At 74.7% G+C, this 18,398-nt stretch carries 22 protein-coding genes; 13 read left to right on the top strand and 9 right to left on the bottom strand.

The window, feature by feature from the left end; all coding sequences use genetic code 11:
* Positions 1 to 23 precede the first annotated feature (23 nt).
* Positions 24 to 230: a DUF397 domain-containing protein gene (locus AMIR_RS02090; RefSeq protein WP_012783043.1), complete on the bottom strand. Its 207-nt coding sequence runs from the start codon at positions 228 to 230 to the stop codon at positions 24 to 26.
* Positions 231 to 249: 19 nt separating this feature from the next.
* A complete protein-coding gene (locus AMIR_RS02095) occupies positions 250 to 1,104 on the bottom strand; it encodes a helix-turn-helix domain-containing protein (RefSeq protein WP_012783044.1) in 855 nt (284 codons plus the stop codon).
* 218 nt (positions 1,105 to 1,322) lie between these two features.
* On the opposite strand from AMIR_RS02095, the gene AMIR_RS39900 reads away from it, so the two are divergent.
* Genes AMIR_RS39900 through AMIR_RS35240 form a run of 3 tightly spaced genes read left to right on the top strand, consistent with a single transcriptional unit; the run spans position 1,323 to position 2,071 of the window.
* Positions 1,323 to 1,490, top strand: a complete 168-nt coding sequence (locus tag AMIR_RS39900) for a hypothetical protein (protein ID WP_012783045.1) — start codon at positions 1,323 to 1,325, stop codon at positions 1,488 to 1,490.
* Between the two features lie 3 nt (positions 1,491 to 1,493).
* Positions 1,494 to 1,727 (top strand): HC3 family zinc finger protein, encoded by a 234-nt coding sequence (locus AMIR_RS02100; RefSeq protein WP_012783046.1) that lies wholly within the window; start codon positions 1,494 to 1,496, stop codon positions 1,725 to 1,727.
* Positions 1,724 to 2,071 carry a hypothetical protein gene (locus tag AMIR_RS35240; protein ID WP_012783047.1) on the top strand — a complete coding sequence of 116 codons (348 nt, stop codon included), beginning with the start codon at positions 1,724 to 1,726 and terminating at the stop codon, positions 2,069 to 2,071. The genes AMIR_RS02100 and AMIR_RS35240 overlap by 4 nt, the downstream gene beginning before the upstream one ends.
* On the opposite strand, the gene AMIR_RS02110 is transcribed toward AMIR_RS35240, so the two are convergent.
* Positions 2,025 to 2,762, bottom strand: coding sequence for an SDR family NAD(P)-dependent oxidoreductase (locus tag AMIR_RS02110; protein WP_012783048.1), 738 nt, complete (start codon positions 2,760 to 2,762; stop codon positions 2,025 to 2,027). The two genes, AMIR_RS35240 and AMIR_RS02110, sit on opposite strands and share 47 nt — an antisense overlap.
* 84 nt (positions 2,763 to 2,846) lie before the next feature.
* On the opposite strand from AMIR_RS02110, the gene AMIR_RS02115 reads away from it, so the two are divergent.
* On the top strand, positions 2,847 to 3,437 hold the full coding sequence (locus AMIR_RS02115) for a TetR/AcrR family transcriptional regulator (protein WP_041836524.1): 591 nt from the start codon (positions 2,847 to 2,849) through the stop codon (positions 3,435 to 3,437).
* Positions 3,438 to 3,442: 5 nt separating this feature from the next.
* On the opposite strand, the gene AMIR_RS02120 is transcribed toward AMIR_RS02115, so the two are convergent.
* On the bottom strand, positions 3,443 to 4,147 hold the full coding sequence (locus tag AMIR_RS02120) for an alpha/beta fold hydrolase (RefSeq protein ID WP_012783050.1): 705 nt from the start codon (positions 4,145 to 4,147) through the stop codon (positions 3,443 to 3,445).
* 136 nt (positions 4,148 to 4,283) lie between these two features.
* Here AMIR_RS02120 and AMIR_RS02125 point away from each other — a divergent pair, with 136 nt between their 5' ends.
* Positions 4,284 to 4,853, top strand: a complete 570-nt coding sequence (locus AMIR_RS02125) for a TetR/AcrR family transcriptional regulator (RefSeq protein ID WP_012783051.1) — start codon at positions 4,284 to 4,286, stop codon at positions 4,851 to 4,853.
* A gap of 206 nt (positions 4,854 to 5,059) precedes the next feature.
* On the opposite strand, the gene AMIR_RS02130 is transcribed toward AMIR_RS02125, so the two are convergent.
* Positions 5,060 to 6,064, bottom strand: coding sequence for an NADP-dependent oxidoreductase (locus AMIR_RS02130; protein WP_012783052.1), 1,005 nt, complete (start codon positions 6,062 to 6,064; stop codon positions 5,060 to 5,062).
* Positions 6,065 to 6,190: 126 nt separating this feature from the next.
* Between AMIR_RS02130 and AMIR_RS02135 the strand changes: the two genes are divergently transcribed.
* Positions 6,191 to 6,745 (top strand): TetR/AcrR family transcriptional regulator, encoded by a 555-nt coding sequence (locus AMIR_RS02135; protein ID WP_012783053.1) that lies wholly within the window; start codon positions 6,191 to 6,193, stop codon positions 6,743 to 6,745.
* A gap of 45 nt (positions 6,746 to 6,790) precedes the next feature.
* Here AMIR_RS02135 and thiD read toward each other — a convergent pair whose 3' ends face one another.
* Together thiD and thiC are read right to left on the bottom strand one after the other, a co-directional pair.
* A complete protein-coding gene (gene thiD, locus AMIR_RS02140; protein WP_012783054.1) occupies positions 6,791 to 7,621 on the bottom strand; it encodes a bifunctional hydroxymethylpyrimidine kinase/phosphomethylpyrimidine kinase in 831 nt (276 codons plus the stop codon).
* Position 7,622: 1 nt separating this feature from the next.
* Positions 7,623 to 9,266, bottom strand: coding sequence for a phosphomethylpyrimidine synthase ThiC (gene thiC, locus AMIR_RS02145; RefSeq protein WP_012783055.1), 1,644 nt, complete (start codon positions 9,264 to 9,266; stop codon positions 7,623 to 7,625).
* A gap of 187 nt (positions 9,267 to 9,453) precedes the next feature.
* On the opposite strand from thiC, the gene AMIR_RS02150 reads away from it, so the two are divergent.
* Positions 9,454 to 10,209, top strand: coding sequence for a hypothetical protein (locus AMIR_RS02150; RefSeq protein WP_187313476.1), 756 nt, complete (start codon positions 9,454 to 9,456; stop codon positions 10,207 to 10,209).
* A gap of 194 nt (positions 10,210 to 10,403) precedes the next feature.
* Here the strand turns inward: AMIR_RS02150 and AMIR_RS02155 are convergent, their stop codons facing one another.
* Positions 10,404 to 10,991: a peptide deformylase gene (locus AMIR_RS02155; protein ID WP_012783057.1), complete on the bottom strand. Its 588-nt coding sequence runs from the start codon at positions 10,989 to 10,991 to the stop codon at positions 10,404 to 10,406.
* 163 nt (positions 10,992 to 11,154) lie between these two features.
* Here AMIR_RS02155 and AMIR_RS02160 point away from each other — a divergent pair, with 163 nt between their 5' ends.
* Both AMIR_RS02160 and AMIR_RS02165 read left to right on the top strand, forming a co-directional pair.
* Positions 11,155 to 11,439, top strand: coding sequence for a DUF3263 domain-containing protein (locus tag AMIR_RS02160; RefSeq protein ID WP_012783058.1), 285 nt, complete (start codon positions 11,155 to 11,157; stop codon positions 11,437 to 11,439).
* Positions 11,436 to 12,098, top strand: coding sequence for a LytR C-terminal domain-containing protein (locus AMIR_RS02165; RefSeq protein ID WP_012783059.1), 663 nt, complete (start codon positions 11,436 to 11,438; stop codon positions 12,096 to 12,098). The genes AMIR_RS02160 and AMIR_RS02165 overlap by 4 nt, the downstream gene beginning before the upstream one ends.
* A 63-nt stretch (positions 12,099 to 12,161) precedes the next feature.
* On the opposite strand, the gene AMIR_RS02170 is transcribed toward AMIR_RS02165, so the two are convergent.
* Positions 12,162 to 12,869, bottom strand: coding sequence for a GntR family transcriptional regulator (locus tag AMIR_RS02170; RefSeq protein WP_012783060.1), 708 nt, complete (start codon positions 12,867 to 12,869; stop codon positions 12,162 to 12,164).
* Positions 12,870 to 12,955: 86 nt separating this feature from the next.
* Between AMIR_RS02170 and AMIR_RS02175 the strand changes: the two genes are divergently transcribed.
* The 4 genes from AMIR_RS02175 (at position 12,956) to AMIR_RS02190 (ending at position 18,281) form a co-directional block, all read left to right on the top strand.
* Complete coding sequence (locus AMIR_RS02175) at positions 12,956 to 14,053, top strand: NADH:flavin oxidoreductase/NADH oxidase (RefSeq protein WP_012783061.1); 1,098 nt, start codon at positions 12,956 to 12,958, stop codon at positions 14,051 to 14,053.
* 457 nt (positions 14,054 to 14,510) lie between these two features.
* A complete protein-coding gene (locus AMIR_RS02180; RefSeq protein ID WP_012783062.1) occupies positions 14,511 to 16,715 on the top strand; it encodes an AAA family ATPase in 2,205 nt (734 codons plus the stop codon).
* 283 nt (positions 16,716 to 16,998) lie between these two features.
* On the top strand, positions 16,999 to 17,523 hold the full coding sequence (locus tag AMIR_RS02185) for an RNA polymerase sigma factor (RefSeq protein WP_012783063.1): 525 nt from the start codon (positions 16,999 to 17,001) through the stop codon (positions 17,521 to 17,523).
* Entirely contained in the window at positions 17,520 to 18,281 is a 762-nt protein-coding gene (locus AMIR_RS02190; protein ID WP_012783064.1) for a hypothetical protein, read from the top strand. The genes AMIR_RS02185 and AMIR_RS02190 overlap by 4 nt, the downstream gene beginning before the upstream one ends.
* Positions 18,282 to 18,398 lie beyond the last annotated feature (117 nt).

Below are 18,398 nucleotides of genomic sequence, written 5' to 3' on the forward strand. Positions count from 1 at the left end.
GGTCGGCCGGGACCGTCGCTCGCTCAGCGGCCGAACCGCCCGGCCTTCAGGCCGTCCAGGAACCTCGCGGCGGTGTCCCCGTCGAGGACGAGCGCGCCGTGGGCGGGGTTCTTCGAGTCGCGGATCGCACGCGCGCTCGACGTCCCGCAGGCCATCTCGACGCAGTTACCGCCACTGTTGCCGGAGCGAAGTGACTTCTTCCACTTCGCCCCCTCAAGCATGCCGATCATGGTGCTCCCTCTGTCGCAGTCACAGTTGCGCTAGTACCGTATCGACCAGTCGCAGTGACTCCTCGGTCGAGAGTGCACAATCCATGATCTCCCTCATGGTGATTTCGTAGCGTGTCACTCGATCGAGATCTTCAATCCATGAACCGTCGGTCAGGTTCTCGACGTACACGGATCGATTCCCCTCGGCGTCCACGAGTACGACAAAAGGGAATCCGCAACCCGCGTGCGCGCCGACGGAGTTGGGGATCACGCGCAGTTCCCCGATGTCCTTGCGGCAGAGGGCCGCCAGGTGTTCCAACTGCGCTCGCATCACTTCCGCGCCGCCGATCGGCCTGCGCAAGACCGACTCGTCAACCGCCCATCGGATTTTCGGGGCGTCCTGGGCGTGAAGGCGCTCTTGTCGGGCGAGTCGTGCTTGCACGAGCCGGTCGACGTCCTTGGGACTCAGCAAAGAGTTCGTTTGGATGACGGCGCGGGCGTGCGCCTCGGTTTGCGCCAGCCCTTGCAGAACCCATGGTGAGTAGGAATCGATCGTGACGGCGGTTTCCTCCTTGTCGAAGAACCGCTTCAGGCGTTCGGGAACCGCGCCGCCCCAGGTGGTCCGCCCACGGCGCTGGCGGGCGTGCTCGCCCAAGGTCTCGATGTCGGCGCGGCGCTCGCCGGTGATGTTGTAGGCGGTCAGCAGCTCGCGCAGTTCGGGCGTCTTGACCGCGACCCCGCCGCTCTCGATCATCCGGATCTTCGAGGTCGAGCAGTCGAGGACCGCGGCGGCGTCCGCGCGGCTCAGGCCGGCCTCCTCGCGGCACGTCTCCAGCACCTCGCCGAGCTTGCGCTTGTAGACCGCCGTGTGGTGCTGCGCAGACCTGTCCACCATGCCCCGCTCTCCTCCATGACTGCGGCACCAGTGTGCAACATCGACAGGCGGGGGATTGTTCGCCCGAAAGAGGGCCTGCACAAACCCTGCGGCAGGGTTTACGGTCTGACCACCGAGCCGGTGCGGACATCGGCGAGGTGGCCGGTCTGCGCACGTCGTCGCAGTTGCAGCTCCTCGTGCGCAGACCGGGCCGGACAGCTTCCCAGGGGGAGGAACCGATGGGCCCTGAAGACCTGACGCCGCGCCACGGCGGCCGGACCGCCGAACCGCTGCCGATCGCCGGACCGCTGCCGATCCCCGGACCGCCGCCGATCCCCGAACCGCTGCCGATCCCCGGACCGCCGCCGATCGCCGGTCGGCCGCGCACGTCGGGCCCGGTGGGCTGACCGGTGCCGAGCCGAGCGTTCAAGTGGTTGCCGCACGACCGGTCCCGCCACGCCGTCGAGCGCGGGCGCCATCCCGGCGAGGACACCCGGACCCTGTGCGGCGTCGACGTCACCGTGCCCGTCCAGGAGCTCCCGCGCACGCACTGGTACTGGCCCACCTGCGTGGACTGCGACGCCGCGTGGCGCGGGCACGAGGGCATCCCCGCCTTTCCCCGCACCGGGGAGGCGCGTCGGTGACCGACCACCCGTCCCGCGTCCCGTCCCGCGGCGGGGGCGCCCGCGCCCGGCTCGCGCGCGAGGCGCGCTCCCACGCGCCCAGGATGTACGCCATCGCCTACGAGGCCGCTGACGGCGGTGGTGGCGGGATCGCGGCCTACGGCCTCCAGTTCGCCGACCGCGCCGAGACCGTGGGCGTGGCGGACGGCCACCGGAGCAGCTCCGAGACCGCCGCCCACGCCAGGGCCCTCTACGCCCGGTTCGGCGCGCCCGACGACCTCACGGCGCACCTGGTGTGGCTCGACGCCACCGCCCCGGTCAGACCTGCGCCTGCCCGCCGTCCGCGAACAGCTCGACGCCGGTGACGAACGAGGAGGCGTCCGAGGCCAGGAACAGCGCCGCCGACGCGATCTCCTCCGGCTCGGCCATCCGCCCCAGCGGCACCTGCTCCCGCACGTACTGCTCGATCATCGGCCCGCCCGCGCTCATCAGGCCGGGCGTGCGGGTGGGGCCGGGGCTGAGCACGTTGATCCGGAACTGCCGGTCCTTCGACTGCGCCGCCCAGTTGCGCACCAGGTTCCGCACCGCGGCCTTGGACGCGCTGTACACCGCGAGGAGCGGGTTGGGCCGGGTGCTGTTGCTGGACCCGATCACGATGATCGACGCGCCCGCCGACAGCAGCGGCAGCGCCTTCTGGACGGTGAACAGCGTGCCCTTCACGTTCACCGCGAGGGTGAGGTCGACGCCCTCCTCGGTGTGCTCGCCGAGCGGGGCGTCGGCCGCCAGGCCCGCGTTCGCGACCAGCACGTCGACCCGCCCGGCCTCGGCCCGCACCCGCTCGTAGAGCGCGTCCAGCGCGGCCGGGTCGGCGACGTCGGCCCGCACCCCGGTGGCGGCGTCCCCGATCTCGGCGACGGCGGCGTCGAGCCGCGCGGCGTCCCGCCCGGTGACGAAGACCCGCGCGCCCTCGGCGGCGAACCGGTGGGCCATGGCCAGCCCGATCCCGCTGGAGCCCCCGGTGATCACGGCCACCTTGTCCTGCAACACGCCCGGCATGGTTGAACCCCTCGTTCTGGAATGGATCGTCCAAAACCTAGCCGGTTGTGGACGATCGAGTCAAGAACGGGTAGTTTCGGCGCCGTGCCGAGGCCCAGGAAGTTCGACGAGACGCAGGTGCTGGAGCTGGCGCGGGAGCAGTTCTGGACCACCGGGTTCGCGGGCACGCGCATGGACGACATCGCCCGCGTCACGGGCCTGGGCAAGGGCAGCCTCTACGGGGCGTTCGGCGACAAGGAGGCCCTGTTCCGCCGCGTCTTCGACGACTGGTGCGGGGCGATCGTCGTCCTGGCCGAGGAGAACCTGACCGGCCCGGACGAGGGCGCGCTCGCCCGGCTGGAGGCCTACGTCCGCTTCGTCGCCGCGAACACCGCCGCCGACGTCGGGCGCCGGGGCTGCTTCCAGGCCAAGGGGACCGCCGAGCTGGCCGCGTCCGACGAGTCCGTCGCCGACCGCTCGGCCACCACCATGCGCGCGCTGCTCGGGCTGCTGAGCCGCGAGATCACCGCCGCCCAGCGCTGCGGCGACCTCGCCCCCGACGCCGACCCGGACGCGCTGGCGTCGCTGCTGCTGGTGGTGGTCCGGGGCGTCGAGGCGGTCGGGAAGGCGGGCCTGGGCGCGGAGGCCGTGACCAGCGCGGCGGACACCGCGCTGGCGCTCCTGCCCAGGCCCTAGGGCGCTCAGCTCGTGGCGCGCACCGCCGCGAGCACCAGCTCGGCCACCACCTCCGGCCGGGACACCGCGACCGCGTGCGAGGCGTCGACCCGCGTCGTGGTCGACCCGGCGCGCTCGGCCATGAACTCCTGCGAGGCCGCCGGGATCGCGTTGTCCTGGTTCGCGACCAGCGCCCACGACGGCAGCGAGCGCCACGCGGGCTCGCCGTCGAGCCCACCCGCCAGCGCGGCCTCGGCCACCGGGCGCTGGGTCGCGGCCAGCACGGTCGTCGCGCTCTCCGGCAGGTCGGCCGCGAACACCTCGCGGAAGTCCCCCGGCTTGATCGACAGCTCCGGCGCGCCCTCGTGCACGAGCACGTCCAGGGTGTCCGGGCCGAGCTTGGCGCCGGGGAAGCGGTTCGCCAGCTCCAGCGCGCTCTCGCCGGTGTCGGGCTGGAACGCCGCGACGTAGACCAGCGCCTTCGCGCCTGCGACGTCCCGCGCCGCGCGGGTGATCAGCGCGCCACCGTAGGAGTGGCCGACCAGCACGACCGGGCCGGTGACGCTGTTGGCGACCGAGGCGACGTAGCGGGCGTCGGACTCCAGGCCGCGCAGCGGGTTCGCGACCGCGACGACCGGGACGCCCTGGGCGCGCAGCCCGCGGACGACGTCGGTCCAGCTGGACGAGTCGGCGAACGCGCCGTGGACCAGGACGACGGTGGGGGTGCTCATGGTGGGGACTCCTCGCGTCCATTGCGGTAGAAAGAACGATCGTTCTCCCTGTGGACGAGACTAGCCCTCCGCCCGCGGCGGTCAACGTGGGTGATCACACGGTGCAGAACGACCGGTCTTTCTCTATCGTCGGGGGATGACGACTGCCCCGGTCCGGGACGAGCACCCCAGGGAGAGGCTGCTCCGCACCGCGGCCCGCCTCTTCTACGCCGAGGGCGTCCACGCGGTCGGGGTGGACCGCCTGGTCAAGCAGGCCTCGGTCACCAGGGCGACGTTCTACCGGCACTTCCCGGCCAAGGACGACCTGGTCGCCGCGTACCTGGCCGAGGAGAGCCTGCGCATCCGCGAGGGCATGGCCGCGCTCACCGACGGCCGCCCGCCGCGCGCCGCGCTCGTGGCGATGCTCGCCGAGGTCGGCGACGCGACCTGCGCGGACGGCTTCCGGGGCTGCCAGTTCCTGAACGCCGCCGCCGAGCACCCCGACCCGGCCCACCCGGTCCGCGCGGTCGTGGACGACCACCGCCGCTGGTTCGCCGGACGCCTCCGCGACCTGGCCGCCGAAGCCGGTTGCCAGGACCCGGACCACGTGGCCCGCGTCCTGGTCCTGCTGCGCGACGGCGCCCTGTCCGGCGGCGACCTGGACGACCCGGCGCTCGTGCGCGCCACCCTCCGCCGGGCCGTCGAGGCGGTCGTGCCCGAGCGGTAGCGCCCGGTGGGGGCGGCCTCACACCTTGGCGTGAACCGGTCCGCGCCCCGGTTTCCCCACCGCGCGCTCGCGTCGACGGGGGACGGCACGGGGTGGTTCGCCGGCCGGCCCAAGGGTGAGGTCCAGGCCCGAGCCCGCTGCGTCCCGACCCCGCACGGCCCGTCCGCCGAGGCGGCTCGTCCACGGCGGCCGGGGCCGCCGCCCCGCTAGTCCACCACCAGCACGATCTTGCCCCGGATGTGCCCGCGCTCCGCCCGCGCGTGCGCGGCGGCGGCGTCCGCGAGCGGGAAGACGCTGTCGACCCCGACCCGCACCTCGCCCGACCCCAGCAGCGCGCCCAGCTCCGCCAGCTGCGCCCCGCTCGCCCTGACCTGCGTGGCCGAGACGGTCACCTCGCGCCGCGCCGCCTCGGCCACGTCGTACGGGCCGGGGAACACCGGGAACAGCGCGCCCCCGCGCCGGACCAGCGGCAGGAACCGCCCGGTCGCCTCCCCGCCGACCGCGTCCAGCACCAGGTCGACCTCGTCGACCAGGTCCTCGGCGCGCTCCCGCGTGTAGTCCACGACCACGTCCGCGCCCAGCCCCCGCAGGAACTCCCCGTGCGACCCCGAGGCCACCGCGACCACCCGCGCGCCCCGCCACCTGGCCAGCTGCACCGCGAAGTGCCCCACGCCGCCCGCCGCGCCGTTGACCAGCACCGTCGTCCCCGACCCGAGCGGGACCGGGTGGTGCGGTCGCGGCTGGAACGGCGGCGCGACCTCGTGCCCGAGCGCGATCAGGAACTGCCACGCGGTCAGCCCCGCCATCGGCGCGCCCGCCGCCTGCACGTGGTCCACGCCCGCGGGCTTGCGGGCCAGGTCCGTCGCGGGCGCCACCACCTGCTCGGCGTACGCGCTGCCGCCGGGCGAGGGGAAGCGCAGCATCCCGAACACCTCGTCCCCGACGGCCCACCCCGCGCCCTCGCCGACCTCCTCCACCACCCCGGACACGTCCGTGCCGGGGATCAGCGGAAGGTCCAGCCTCGGCCGCAGCTCCGGCGGGATCTTCGTCATGCCCTCCCGCAGGTACCAGTCCGGCGGGTTGAGCCCCACCGCCCGCACCCGCACCCGGACCTCGCCCGGCCCCACCTCGGGCACCGGGACCTCGTCGAGTCGCAGCACCTCCGGCCCGCCGTGCTCGTGCAGCCGAACCGCCTTCATCGTGCCGGTCATCATGGCCTCCACCTGCTCGGACGTTGAACGGATCAGTGAACCGGATTAACCGGTTCACTGATCCGGATACTAGGAGTGGGCACGCGGCCGGGTCAAGTGGTTCACTGAACCGGAAAGGGGGCGACCATGCGGGCGGACGCCAGGAAGAACCGCGACCACCTGCTCGCGATCGCGGACGCGGTCATCACCGAGCAGGGCGCGGACGTGTCGATGCGCGACCTCGCGCGCCGCGCCGAGGTCGGCCTCGCGACCCTGCTGCGCCACTTCCCGACCAGGGACGCGCTGCTGGACGCCCTGCTCCGCGCGGGCTTCGACGAGCTGACCACCCTCGCGGACCGGCTGGAGGCGCGCCTGCCCCCCGGCGAGGCGCTCAAGGCGTGGCTGCGCGAGTTCGTCGCCTGCGCGCACACCTACCGGGGCGCCGTCACGACCATGATGGGCGCCATCGAGGACCCGGACTCCGCGCTGCACGCCTCCTGCGTCGCGATGCGCGGCTCCGGCGCCCGGCTGCTGGAGCGCGCCCAGGCCGCGGGCCAGGCCAGGACCGACCTGACCGGCCCCGACCTGTTCGCGCTCGGCGGGGCCCTCATCTGGCTGCACGACCAGCCCACGTCCGCGCCCCGCGCCGACCACCTGCTCGACGTGGTCGCCGCCGCGATCCTGACCCCGGAGAAGCCGTGAGGCCCGCCCGCGCGAACGCGGACGGGCCCACGGGGAACGCCTAGCTCACTCGGCGAGCCGCCACAGCGGCGACACCGGCCCGACCCCGGCGCCCAGCGGGTACGCCGCCAGCACCGACCGGACCACGAAGTCCTTCCCGAACCGCACCGCGTCGACCACCCCCACCCCGCGCGCCAGGCGCGAGCAGATGGACGACGCCAGCGTGTCCCCGCTGCCGTGCGTGTGCAGCACGTCGTACCGGGGCCCCACGTACTCGTGGAACTCCCGCCCGTCGTACAGCAGGTCCAGGCACTCCGGGTCGCCCCTCATGTGCCCGCCCTTGACCAGCACCCACTGCGGGCCCATGCCGTGCAGCACCTTCGCGACCTCGCGCTGCTCCTCGCGGGTGCGCACGTCGACCCCGGTCAGCAGCCGCACCTCGTCCAGGTTCGGCGTCACCAGCGTCGCCCTCGGGAACAGCAGGACCCGCAGCGCCTCCAGCGCGGCGTCGGTCAGCAGCGGGTCGCCGTGCATGGACGCCGACACCGGGTCCACCACGAACGGCGTCCCGCCCGAGCCGATGCCGACCTCGTCGCACGCCGCCGCCACCGCCTCGATGATCGGCGCCGACGCGAGCATCCCGGTCTTGGCCGCGTCCACGCCGATGTCGGTGGCCACCACCCTGATCTGCGCCGCGACCTGCTCGGCCGGGATCTCCACGACGCCGCTCACGCCCAGCGAGTTCTGCACCGTCACGGCGGTCACGGCGGTCATGCCGTGCACCCCGCACGCCGCCAGCACCCGCAGGTCGGCCTGCAACCCCGCGCCACCGCCCGAGTCGGAACCCGCGATGGTCAGGACCTTCTTCGGCGTCTCCACGACGCTCGGCCGCTCCACGTCAGTCCACGACCGGCAGGTAGACCTTGCCGCCCCGGTCGTCGAACTCGTGCGCCTTCTCGGCCATACCCGCCTCAATCGCTTCCACAGTGGACAGACCCCGCTCCTCAGCGTAGCGCCGCACGTCCTGCGTGATCCGCATCGAGCAGAACTTCGGCCCGCACATCGAGCAGAAGTGCGCCGTCTTCGCGGGCTCCGCCGGGAGCGTCCGGTCGTGGAACTCGCGCGCGGTGTCCGGGTCGAGCGAGAGGTTGAACTGGTCCTCCCAGCGGAACTCGAACCTGGCCCTGGACAGCGCGTCGTCCCACGCCTGCGCGCCGGGGTGGCCCTTGGCGAGGTCGGCGGCGTGCGCGGCGATCTTGTACGTGATCACGCCGGTCTTCACGTCGTCCCGGTCCGGCAGCCCCAGGTGCTCCTTCGGGGTCACGTAGCAGAGCATGGCCGTGCCGAGCGCCCCGATCTGCGCCGCGCCGATCGCCGACGTGATGTGGTCGTAGGCGGGCGCGACGTCGGTGGCCAGCGGGCCGAGCGTGTAGAACGGCGCGCCGTCGCACCACTCCTGCTCCAGCCGCACGTTCTCCGCGATCTTGTGCAGCGGCACGTGGCCGGGCCCCTCGATCATCACCTGCACGTCGTGCGCCCTGGCCACCCGCGCCAGCTCGCCCAGGGTGCGCAGCTCGGCGAACTGGGCCTCGTCGTTGGCGTCCGCGATCGACCCCGGCCGCAGCCCGTCGCCCAGCGAGAACGTCACGTCGTACTGGCGCAGGATCTCGCACAGCTCGGCGAACCGGGTGTACAGGAAGCTCTCCTCGTGGTGCGCCAGGCACCACGCGGCCATGATCGAGCCGCCGCGCGAGACGATCCCGGTGACCCGCCGCGCCGTCAGCGGCACGTACCGCAGCAGCACGCCCGCGTGCACCGTCATGTAGTCCACGCCCTGCTCGGCCTGCTCCACGACGGTGTCCCGGTACACCTCCCAGGACAGCGCGGCCGGATCCCCGCCGACCTTCTCCAGCGCCTGGTAGATCGGCACCGTCCCCACGGGGACCGGCGAGTTGCGGATGATCCACTCGCGGGTCTCGTGGATGCGCTTGCCGGTCGACAGGTCCATCACGGTGTCGGCGCCCCAGCGGGTCGCCCACACCATCTTCTCCACCTCCTCCTCGACGGACGAGGTCACCGCCGAGTTGCCGATGTTGGCGTTGACCTTCACCAGGAACCCCTTGCCGATGACCATCGGCTCGGACTCCGGGTGGTTGCGGTTGGCCGGGATCACCGCGCGCCCCGCGGCGACCTCGTCGCGCACGAACTCCGGCGCCAGCGACTCGCGCAGCGCCGCGAACCGCATCTCCGGGGTGATCACGCCCGCCCGCGCCCAGGCCAGCTGGGTGGCTGCCCCGTTCACGGGCTCGCGCGCCGAGATCCAGCCGGCGCGGATCTTCTCCAGTCCCTCGCGCACGTCGACGTCCCCGGCCGTGTAAGGCCCGGAGGTGTCGTACAGGTCGAAGTGGTCGCCGTCGGTGAGCTCGACCCTGCGGAACGGGACCCGCACGCCGTCCTCCGCGTCGCGGTGGACCTTGCGGGACCCCCGGATCGGCCCGGTGGTGACGCTCGGCCTGACCGAGCCGTCCCCGAGTGCCGTCACGGCATTCCTCCCTACGCCGGCATTACCCGGTCAGGTTCAGGCGGTCGGCGGCCCCGCGACCCCAAGGTCGCAGCCGCCCTCTCAGCCCGCTCTGGTGCGAGCTCCCGCGATGTTGAGTTGTCCGATCGACCATAGCCACGGCGCGGTGCCGGTGCCAAGGGTCGGGCCCACGGCGTAAGTTGCACGCGTGGCTGATCACCCGCCGTTCCCGCCCGGCGCGCGGCGCGTTGCCCGCCGCGCCCCGGTTTCGGCCTGCCCGACCTGCGGTGACCTGGCCGGACGCGGTTACCCGACCTGCCGGTTCTGCGCCGAGCTGGTCGACCAGGTGTGGCTGCTGGACTGGCAGGAGCTGCTGTCCGCCGAGCAGCTGGCCGAGGGCGGTTCGGGGGAGCGCGAGCTGGCCGAGCGGGTGCTGGCCGACCCGGTGGGCAGGCACGCGTGGACGTGCGTGGACTGGGCGATGACCCTGGTGACCTGCTCGCAGTGCGGCGCCGAGCCGACCGCGGGTCCGTGGGACTGCGTCCGCTGCGCGGTGACCGAGTCGGCCCGCTGGCAGTGGGACCACACCGCGACGCCGGGCGCGATCACCCCGGCCGAGCACGCCCTGCGCGCCGCCAGGGCCGCGCTGCGCGCCCCGCACCGCAGGCGCTCCCCGGTGGTGGACGCCTGGCGGCTGCTGCTGCCGTTCCTGGTGGCGGGCCACGGCGCGACGTCGGCGGACGTGTCGCGGCTGCGCGCCCAGGTCATCGGCGGCTCGTACGCCGAGCTGGCCGCGTGCGGCAGCGCCGTCGAGCTGACCGGCTTCGTCGAGCTCCCGTGGCGCCGCACGTCACCCACCGGCGACCACCAGCCGCAGCCCCAGCCCCACCGGCGCCGCCCCCGGCAGCAGCTGGAGGCCGCGCCGGACGCGGGGGCGCCGCAGGTGGCGCCCGACCCGGTCTAGGACCGGGGCGGGCAGGACGCGCCAGGCGCTGTCGACCGCGATCCGCACGGCCGCGAGCAGCGCCCTGACGCGCGGGTGGACCGGGGAGGGCGCGGCGGCGAGCGCTCGGCCCGCAGCGCTGAGCGCTCGGCCTCAACCCCCGACGTCAGCCCCGACGCCAGCCCCGACCCCGGCCCTGACCTGCGGGCGAGCCCTCAGTCCTCGTCCTCGTCGTCCGCGAACGGGTCCTCCGAGGTGGCCGGGTCCCAGGACAGCCCAGGGACGCCCCACCCGTTGGCCTTGATCATCTTCTTGGAGGCCCGCTTGTGCCGACCCACCAGCCGGTCCAGGTACAGGTACCCGTCCAGGTGGTCCGTCTCGTGCTGGAGGCACCGGGCGAAGAACCCGGTCCCCTCGACCTCCACCGGGTCCCCGTTCCCGTCGGTCCCGGTGACCTTCGCCCAGGACGCGCGCCCGGTCGGGTAGGACTCGCCGGGCGCCGAGAGGCAGCCCTCGTAGTCGTCGTCCGGGTCCGGCATCCCCAGCGGGACGTCCGAGGTCTGGAGCACCGGGTTCACCACCTCGCCCCGGCGCCGCACCCCCTCGTCGTCCGGGCAGTCGTAGACGAACAGCCGGAGGTCCACGCCGATCTGGTTGGCCGCGAGGCCGACGCCGTTGGCGGCGGCCATCGTCTCGTACATGTCCGCGATGAGCGCCCTGAGCTCGTCGTCGTGCTCGTCCACGGGACGGGTCGGGTTGTGCAGGACCGGGTCGCCCGCGATCCGGATGGGGTGTACTGCCATGCCGCGCACCCTATCGGCGCGCCGCCCCCGCGCCCGCCGCCCGGCGTGTCGCCACCGCGCCGCGCCGCCGTCCCGCCCGGCGTGTCGGGTCGCGCGACCCACGACGACCAAGATCACGTGATGTAATGAGATCACCCACCGAACCGGCAGGCCGAGGAGCCCGATGGACGCCGCACTCGCGCACCCCGCAGCCCCTGGCGGGCTCGACGGGCGGGAGCGCGAGATCCTGGCCTTCGAGCGCCAGTGGTGGAAGTACGCGGGCGCCAAGGAGCAGGCCGTCCGCGAGCTGTTCGACCTCACGCCCACCCGCTACTACCAGCTACTCAACGCGTTGATCGAGAAGGAGGAGGCCCTCGCGGCCGATCCGATGCTCGTCAAGCGGCTGCTCCGGTTGCGATCGGGCAGGCGGCGGGCTCGGGCGGCTAGGCGCCTGGGCGTGGACGGATGAGCAACCCCGAGTCCTCAGGTTCGGCCCAACCCGCCCGCGCCGCGGGCTACGCCCTGCTCGGCCTCGCCGGGGTGGCGCTGGTGCTCGGCGTCGTGACGCTGTTCACCGGGTCGGACGACGATCCGCAGGCGCAGCAGCAGCAACCCGCCCCGAGCGCCTCCGCGCCCGCCGAACCGGGCCCCTCCAGCGAGCCGCCCGCCGGTGAGCCGAGCGCGAGCGAGCCGCCCGCGAGCGAGTCCGCGGGCGCGCCGACGACCACCACCGGGCAGCCGCCCGCGACGACGACGGAGCAGCAGCCCCAGCCGCAGCCCCCGGCGCAGCAGCCCGGCGACCAGTCGCAGGGCACACCCGCCACCCGGCCCTCGGTGCGCGTCTACAACAACAGCAACATCAGCGGTCTGGCCGCGCGCGCGTCCGACGACATCGGCAAGTCCGGCTGGGCGGTCCAGGCCACCGGCAACTACCCGGACGGCATCATCGAGACCACCACGGTCTACTACCGCGCGGGCACGGCCGAGGAGGACGCGGCCAAGCAGCTCGCCCAGTCGATCCGCGCGCGCGTGATGCCCCGGTTCGACGGCATCAAGGACGCGCACGACGGCGTCATCGTGATCGTCACGAACGACTACCAGGGACCGGGTGGCAAGGCGGGCAGCTGAGCCCCCCCCAGCGCCGGGTGACGGCGTCGACCAGGGTGACCCCCGGTCGGCGCCGTTCGCGTCTCACCCCTCGCGCCGCTCGCCCCCGCAGTCGTCCGGGCACAGCAGGTCGGACCAGTCGTCGTCGTCCGACAGCTCGAACACCCGCCTGCGGTGCTCGCCGAGCAGCGCGCTCGCGGTGGCCGCGTCACGGGTGCGCAGCGCGGCGACCAGCTCCCGGTGCTCCTCGGCGCACCCGCCGCGCAGCCCCTCGTCCCGGCTGATCCGGGTGAGCAGGAACAGGTGGACCTGCCGCCGGATGCACCCCCACGAGCGGGTCAGCCGGTCGTGGTGCGCGGCGGCGAACACCGCGTCGTGGAAGTCGACGTCCCGCTGCGCCAGCTCGTGCGCCCCGACGGCCCGCGCCAGCGCCTCGGCGGCCCGGTCGAGCGCGGCGAAGTCCTCCTCGGTGGCCCGGTGCGCGACCTCGTGCACGGCCAGGCACTCCAGGGCCCCGCGCAGGCTGTCCAGCTCGGCGACGTCCCGGCGGGAGAAGCGGGTGACCGTCGCGCCCCGGTGCCAGGTGACGTGCACGAGCCCCTCGTGCTCCAGCAGTCGCAGCGCCTCGCGGACGGGGCCCCGGCTGACGTCCATGACGGTCGACAGCTCGACCTCGCGCAGCTGCCTGCCGGGTTCGTAGGCGCCGGTGAGGATGCCCTCGCGGATGCGGTCGGCCACCTCGTCGGCCAGACCCCTGCGGCGGGCGGGTGACACGGTGCCCTGGGTGCTCATGACTCCCCTCACGTTCGTGCCCCTCGATGTTAACAACTCGCCGAGGTCGTCCTATTGTTAACATTGCGACAAGTGAGGAGCACCCGTTGAGCACCCTGTTCAGCACGCTGACCCTGCGATCCCTGGACATCCCTAACCGGGTCTGGATGTCCCCGATGTGCACCTACTCCGCCGCCCCCTCGGGCCCGGAGGCCGGTGTGCCCACCGACTTCCACCTCACCCACCTGGCCAGCCGCGCCGCCGGTGGCGCGGGCCTGGTCATGGCGGAGGCGACCGGTGTGCGCGCCGACGGCCGCATCAGCCCGTGGGACCTGGGCCTGTGGAACGACGCCCAGCAGGAGGCGTTCGCCCGGATCACCGCCGCGATCAGCGCCCACGGCGCGGTCCCCGCGATCCAGCTCGCCCACGCGGGGCGCAAGGCGTCGACGAACAAGCCGTGGCTGGGCGGGGGTTCCGTCGCCGACACCGAGCACGGCTGGCAGCCGGTCGGCCCCAGCCCGGCGCCGTTCCACGGCCTGCCGGTGCCGCGCGAGCTGACCACCGGCGAGATCGCCGCGCTGGTGGAGGACTTCGCCGCGTCCGCGCGCCGCGCCCTCGCCGCGGGCTTCAAGGTCGTCGAGGTGCACGGCGCCCACGGCTACCTGATCAACTCCTTCCTGTCCCCGATCTCCAACCAGCGCACCGACGAGTACGGCGGCACGACCGAGAACCGGATGCGCTTCGCGCTGGAGGTCGTGGACGCGGTGCGCGCGGTGTGGCCGGAGGACCTGCCGGTGCTGTTCCGCACCTCGGCGACCGACTGGACCGCCGAGCAGGGCGGCGTGGGCTGGGCCGAGGACGACACGGTGCTGCTGGCCAAGGAGCTCCAGCAGCGCGGCGTCGACCTGCTCGACGTGTCGACCGGCGGCATGGCGCACGACGCGGTCATCCCGGTGGAGTCGCACTACCAGGTGCGCTTCGCGGCGAAGGTCCGCGAGGCCACCGGCCTGCCCACCGGCGCGGTCGGCCTGATCACCGAGCCCGCGCGCGCCGAGGAGGTCGTCGCGACCGGCCAGGCCGACGCGGTCCTGCTGGGCCGCGAGCTGCTGCGCGACCCGTACTGGGCGCACCACGCGGCGCAGGAGCTGGGCGTGGACTCGAACTGGCCGGAGCAGTACGGGTACGCCGTGCGCCCGCGCCGCTAGCAGCGCGGGAAGCGGGGCCCTCCGCTGCCCGGCCCCGCTTCCCCCTTGAACGCCCCGCCCGCGCCACCGGGCCGCACCACGACCCGCGCGATCCCCCCGCACCTCGCGGCTCGTGCGGCCCGAGGCGCGGGCGGGGCCGCCACTCCCACCGCACGGCCCGCTCGACCCCGAGGCCCGCCTCGCCGCCCGGCCTGCCCGCTGCCCGCCGCCCGCCGCACGACACGGCCTGGTGCCCGCCGCGCCGCTCGTCCGCCGCTCCCACAAGCCGCCCGCCGCCGTGAGCCGCCCACCTGCCACCCGATGCCGCGAGCCACCCGCCGCCGTTGCTCCCGCCACCCGCCGCCCGCCGTCGCGAGCCACGGCCCGCCACAAGCCCCATCCCCACCCGTCCTCCCGCGCCCCCACCCCCTGCCGGGTTCGCCCCACCCGCCCCCTCCCGTCGAACTACCCTGACCCCGTGATCACCCTGACCGCGAGGCTCTCCCCATCCGCGCTGGACACCCGCCGCGGTGTCGTCCGGATGCACCGCGAAGTCCTGGACGCGCTCGGCCTGCGCCAGTGGGACGCGGTCCGCCTCACCGGCGCGCGGGTCAGCGCGGCCCTCGCCGCCGCGGCCCCCGACGGCAGCCCCGTCGGCGTGGTGCTGGTCGACGACATCACCCTCTCCAACCTCGGCGTCACCGAGGGCGCGGAGCTCGTCGTCACCCCCGTCGAGGTGTCCGCCGCTCGCACCATCACCGTCGCGGGCTCCCGCCTGGCCAGCACCGCGCTCACCCCGGAGACCCTCCGGATGGCGCTCACCGGCAAGGTCCTCACGGTCGGCGACGCGGTGTCCCTGCTCCCGCAGGACCTGGCCCCGCCGCCCGGCGCCGACGTCTCGGCCACCCGCCGCAAGCTGTCCGCCGCCATCGGCACGACCTGGACCAACGAGCTGCTCACCATCACCTCCGCCGACCCCGGCGGCGTGGTGGCCGTGCGCCCCTCCACGCTCGTGGCCTGGCGCGACGCGACCGCCCCCGCCCCGGCGCAGGCCGCCCCGCCCGCCGTCGACGCGGGCATCACCCCGGTCACCCCGCCGCCCCCGCCCGCCGAGGCGCTCCCGGTCGCCGACCTGGTCGGCCAGCAGGACGCCGCCCGCCGCCTCGCCGAGTGGCTCGACCTCGTCCTCACCCAGCCGGAGCTGCTCACCAGGCTCGGCGCGGCCCCCAGGCTCGCCGCGCTGGTCAGCGGCCCCGAGGGGGTCGGCAAGGCGACCCTGGTGCGGGCCGTGGCGCACGCGGCGGGCACGCGCGTGGTCGAGGTGTCCGCGCCCGCGATCGCCGTGCTGGAGGCCAACGCCACCGCGCGCGCCCTCGCCGACGCCATCACCCAGGCCCAGTCCCAGCCCGGTTCCCCGGCGGTGCTCGTGCTCACCGACGTGGAGGCGCTGCTGCCCGCCGCCACCCCGCCCCCGGTGGCCACGGTCGTGCTCGACGCCCTGCGCGCCGCGCTCGCCGCCACCCCGCTCGTGGTCACCAGCGCCAGCCCGGAGCTGATCGACCCGCGCCTGCGCGTCCCCGACCTGGTCGACCGCGAGCTGGTGCTGCCCCTGCCCGACGGCGCGACCCGCCGCGAGCTGCTGCGCGCGCTGCTGCGCGAGGTGCCCCTCGAACCGGACGTGGACCTGGCCGAGGTCGCCGACCGCACCCCCGGCTTCGTCGCCGCCGACCTGGTGGCGGTGCGCCGCGAGGCCGCCGTCCGCTCCGCGCTGCGCCAGCGCCAGGAGGCCGAGCCGCGCGTCGCGCAGGAGGACCTCCTCGGCTCGCTGGACACCGTCCGCCCGATCTCCATGTCCACCTCGGACACCCTGCGCACCGGCGGCCTGACCCTGGACGACGTCGGCGACATGGCCGAGGTCAAGCAGGCGCTGACCGAGGCCGCGCTGTGGCCGCTCCAGTACCCGGACTCGTTCGCCCGCCTCGGCGTCGAGCCCCCGCGCGGCCTGCTCCTGTACGGCCCGCCCGGCTGCGGCAAGACGTTCCTGGTCCGCGCGCTGGCCGGGACGGGCAAGCTGAACGTGCTGTCGGTCAAGGGCGCCGAGCTGATGGACAAGTTCGTCGGCGAGTCCGAGCGCGCGGTCCGCGAGCTGTTCCGCAGGGCCGCCGAGGCCGCGCCCGCGCTGGTGTTCCTGGACGAGGTGGACGCGCTGGCCCCGCGCCGGGGCCAGTCCTCGGACTCGGGCGTCGCGGACCGCGTGGTCGCCGCGCTGCTGACCGAGCTGGACGGCGTGGAGCCGCTGCGCGACGTGATCGTGCTGGGCGCGACGAACCGCCCGGAGCTGGTCGACCCGGCCCTGCTGCGACCGGGCAGGCTGGAGCGCCTGGTCTACGTGCCGCCGCCGGACGCCGAGGCCCGCGTGGAGATCCTGCGCTCCGCGTCCCGCAACACCCCGCTCGCGGAGGACGTCGAGCTGACCGCGCTGGCGGACGACCTCGACGGCTACTCGGCGGCGGACTGCGCCGCGCTGATCCGCGAGGCGGCGCTGACCGCGATGCGCGAGTCCCTGTCGGCGACCGCCGTGACGGCGGAGCACCTGGCGAAGGCGCGCGGGGTCGTGCGCCCGTCGCTGGACCCGGCGCAGCTGGCGTCGCTGGCGGCCTACGCGGAGTCCAGGAAGGCCTGAGCCGCAGCGGTTCCCCGTCCCCCGCGGCCCTGCGGGGGACCGGGAACCGCGCTGGTGGGCCGCGGGCCGTTCCGCCGCCCGCACGCGCCGTCCGGAACCCGGCCCCGCGGTCCGGCGCCCGGACGGGCCGTCCGAGATCCCAGACACCCACCACCGGTGTGGGGAGCCGCCCGACCCGAGCCGCCCGCCCGACCCCGCCGCTCCGCCGTGAGATCTCCCCGCCGAGCAACCGGATTCCCGCCCCCGCCGGTATCAGGCTGGTGACAGCAGGGGAGGCGTACTGGTGGATCGTCAGGACTTCACGCGGATCGCGCGTGAGCGGGCGGTGCCGTGGCGGCGGGTCGCGTACCTCATCTGCGGGGACTGGGGCCGGGCCGAGGACCTCGTGCAGGCGGCCCTCCTGCGCATGTACAAGCACTGGCACCGCATCGAGCCGCGCGGCCTGGAGGCCTACGCGCGCAAGGTGATCTCGCGGCTGGCGCTGGACGAGGCCAAGCGCGCCTCCCGCCGCAAGGAGGTGCTGGGCGAGGTCCCGGACCGCCCGGCCGCGCAGTTCGACGAGGAGGTGGACGGCGCCCCCGAGGTGCGGGCCGCGCTCAAGGCCATGCCGCCCCGCCAGCGGGCCGTGATCGTCCTGCGCTTCTACGCGGACCTCGACGTGGCGGCGACCGCGAAGGCGCTCGGGATCACCCAGGGCACGGTGAAGTCCCAGTGCTCGCGCGGGCTGGACTCGCTGCGCGCGGCGCTCGGCCCGCACCACGCGGCCCTCGCGACCAGGACCCCGGAGCGGACGGGAGGCAGCAGGTGAACGTGCGCAAGGACTTCTTCGACCACGCCATCGGGAGGGGCGAACCCCCGGTGGAGCTGGACTTCGAGGCCATCGAGCGCGAGGGCGCGGACGCCCTGCGCCGCCGCAGGCGGGTGGTCCCCGCACTCGCCATGGCGGGCGTCGCGGCGGTCGCGGGCGGCATCATGGCGCTCGCGACCGGTGCGGGGAGCACGGGAGGACTGGTCGAGCAGGGCTCGGGCGGCGGCGACCCGATCCCGGCCACGCCCGCGCCCCCGTCGCGGCACAGCCAGGACGCGGGCCCGTCCAGCGCCGCGACGGACCCGTCCCCGGCCGGCTCCACGCCGCCCGACACCGGGTCGGCGCCCAGCAGCACCGCGGCAGGCTCCCCCCAGGTCCACCGCGCGGACGCCTGGACCCTGGAGCCCACCGCGGTCGCCACCGCCGACCGGTTCCCGATCTGCTTCAGCAAGGCGAGCATGGCGGGCTACGGCCAGGCGGGGGGACCGGAGACCGTCCTGGTCAGGCCCGTGCCGACCTCGTCGGTCGCCCCGACCCCGGACGGCGTCGACCGCTTCGACATCGCCCTGGACGTGTGCAGGCAGTTCTGGACCGACAACACCCGCGGTTGGCGCGCCCCGGACGCCCCGGTGCCCGCCCTGGTGCGCTGCGTCCTCGTCCTGCCGCAGTCGCCGGAGCACGGCTCGATCGGCGTGTACCCCGGCGACGAGGGGACCTGCCGCGAACTCGGCTTCCCGGTGGCGACGCCCGCGAAGTAGCGCGGACCCGGCCGCGCGCCGGCCTGGGGGCGGTGCGCGGCACGCGAAAAGGGCCGGGGCGGTGGGATTCCCACCGCCCCGGCCCTTCGGCTTGCCGAACCGATCACCGGCCCGCGC

Origin of the sequence: Actinosynnema mirum DSM 43827, assembly GCF_000023245.1 — a bacterium.
GTDB lineage: Bacteria > Actinomycetota > Actinomycetes > Mycobacteriales > Pseudonocardiaceae > Actinosynnema > Actinosynnema mirum.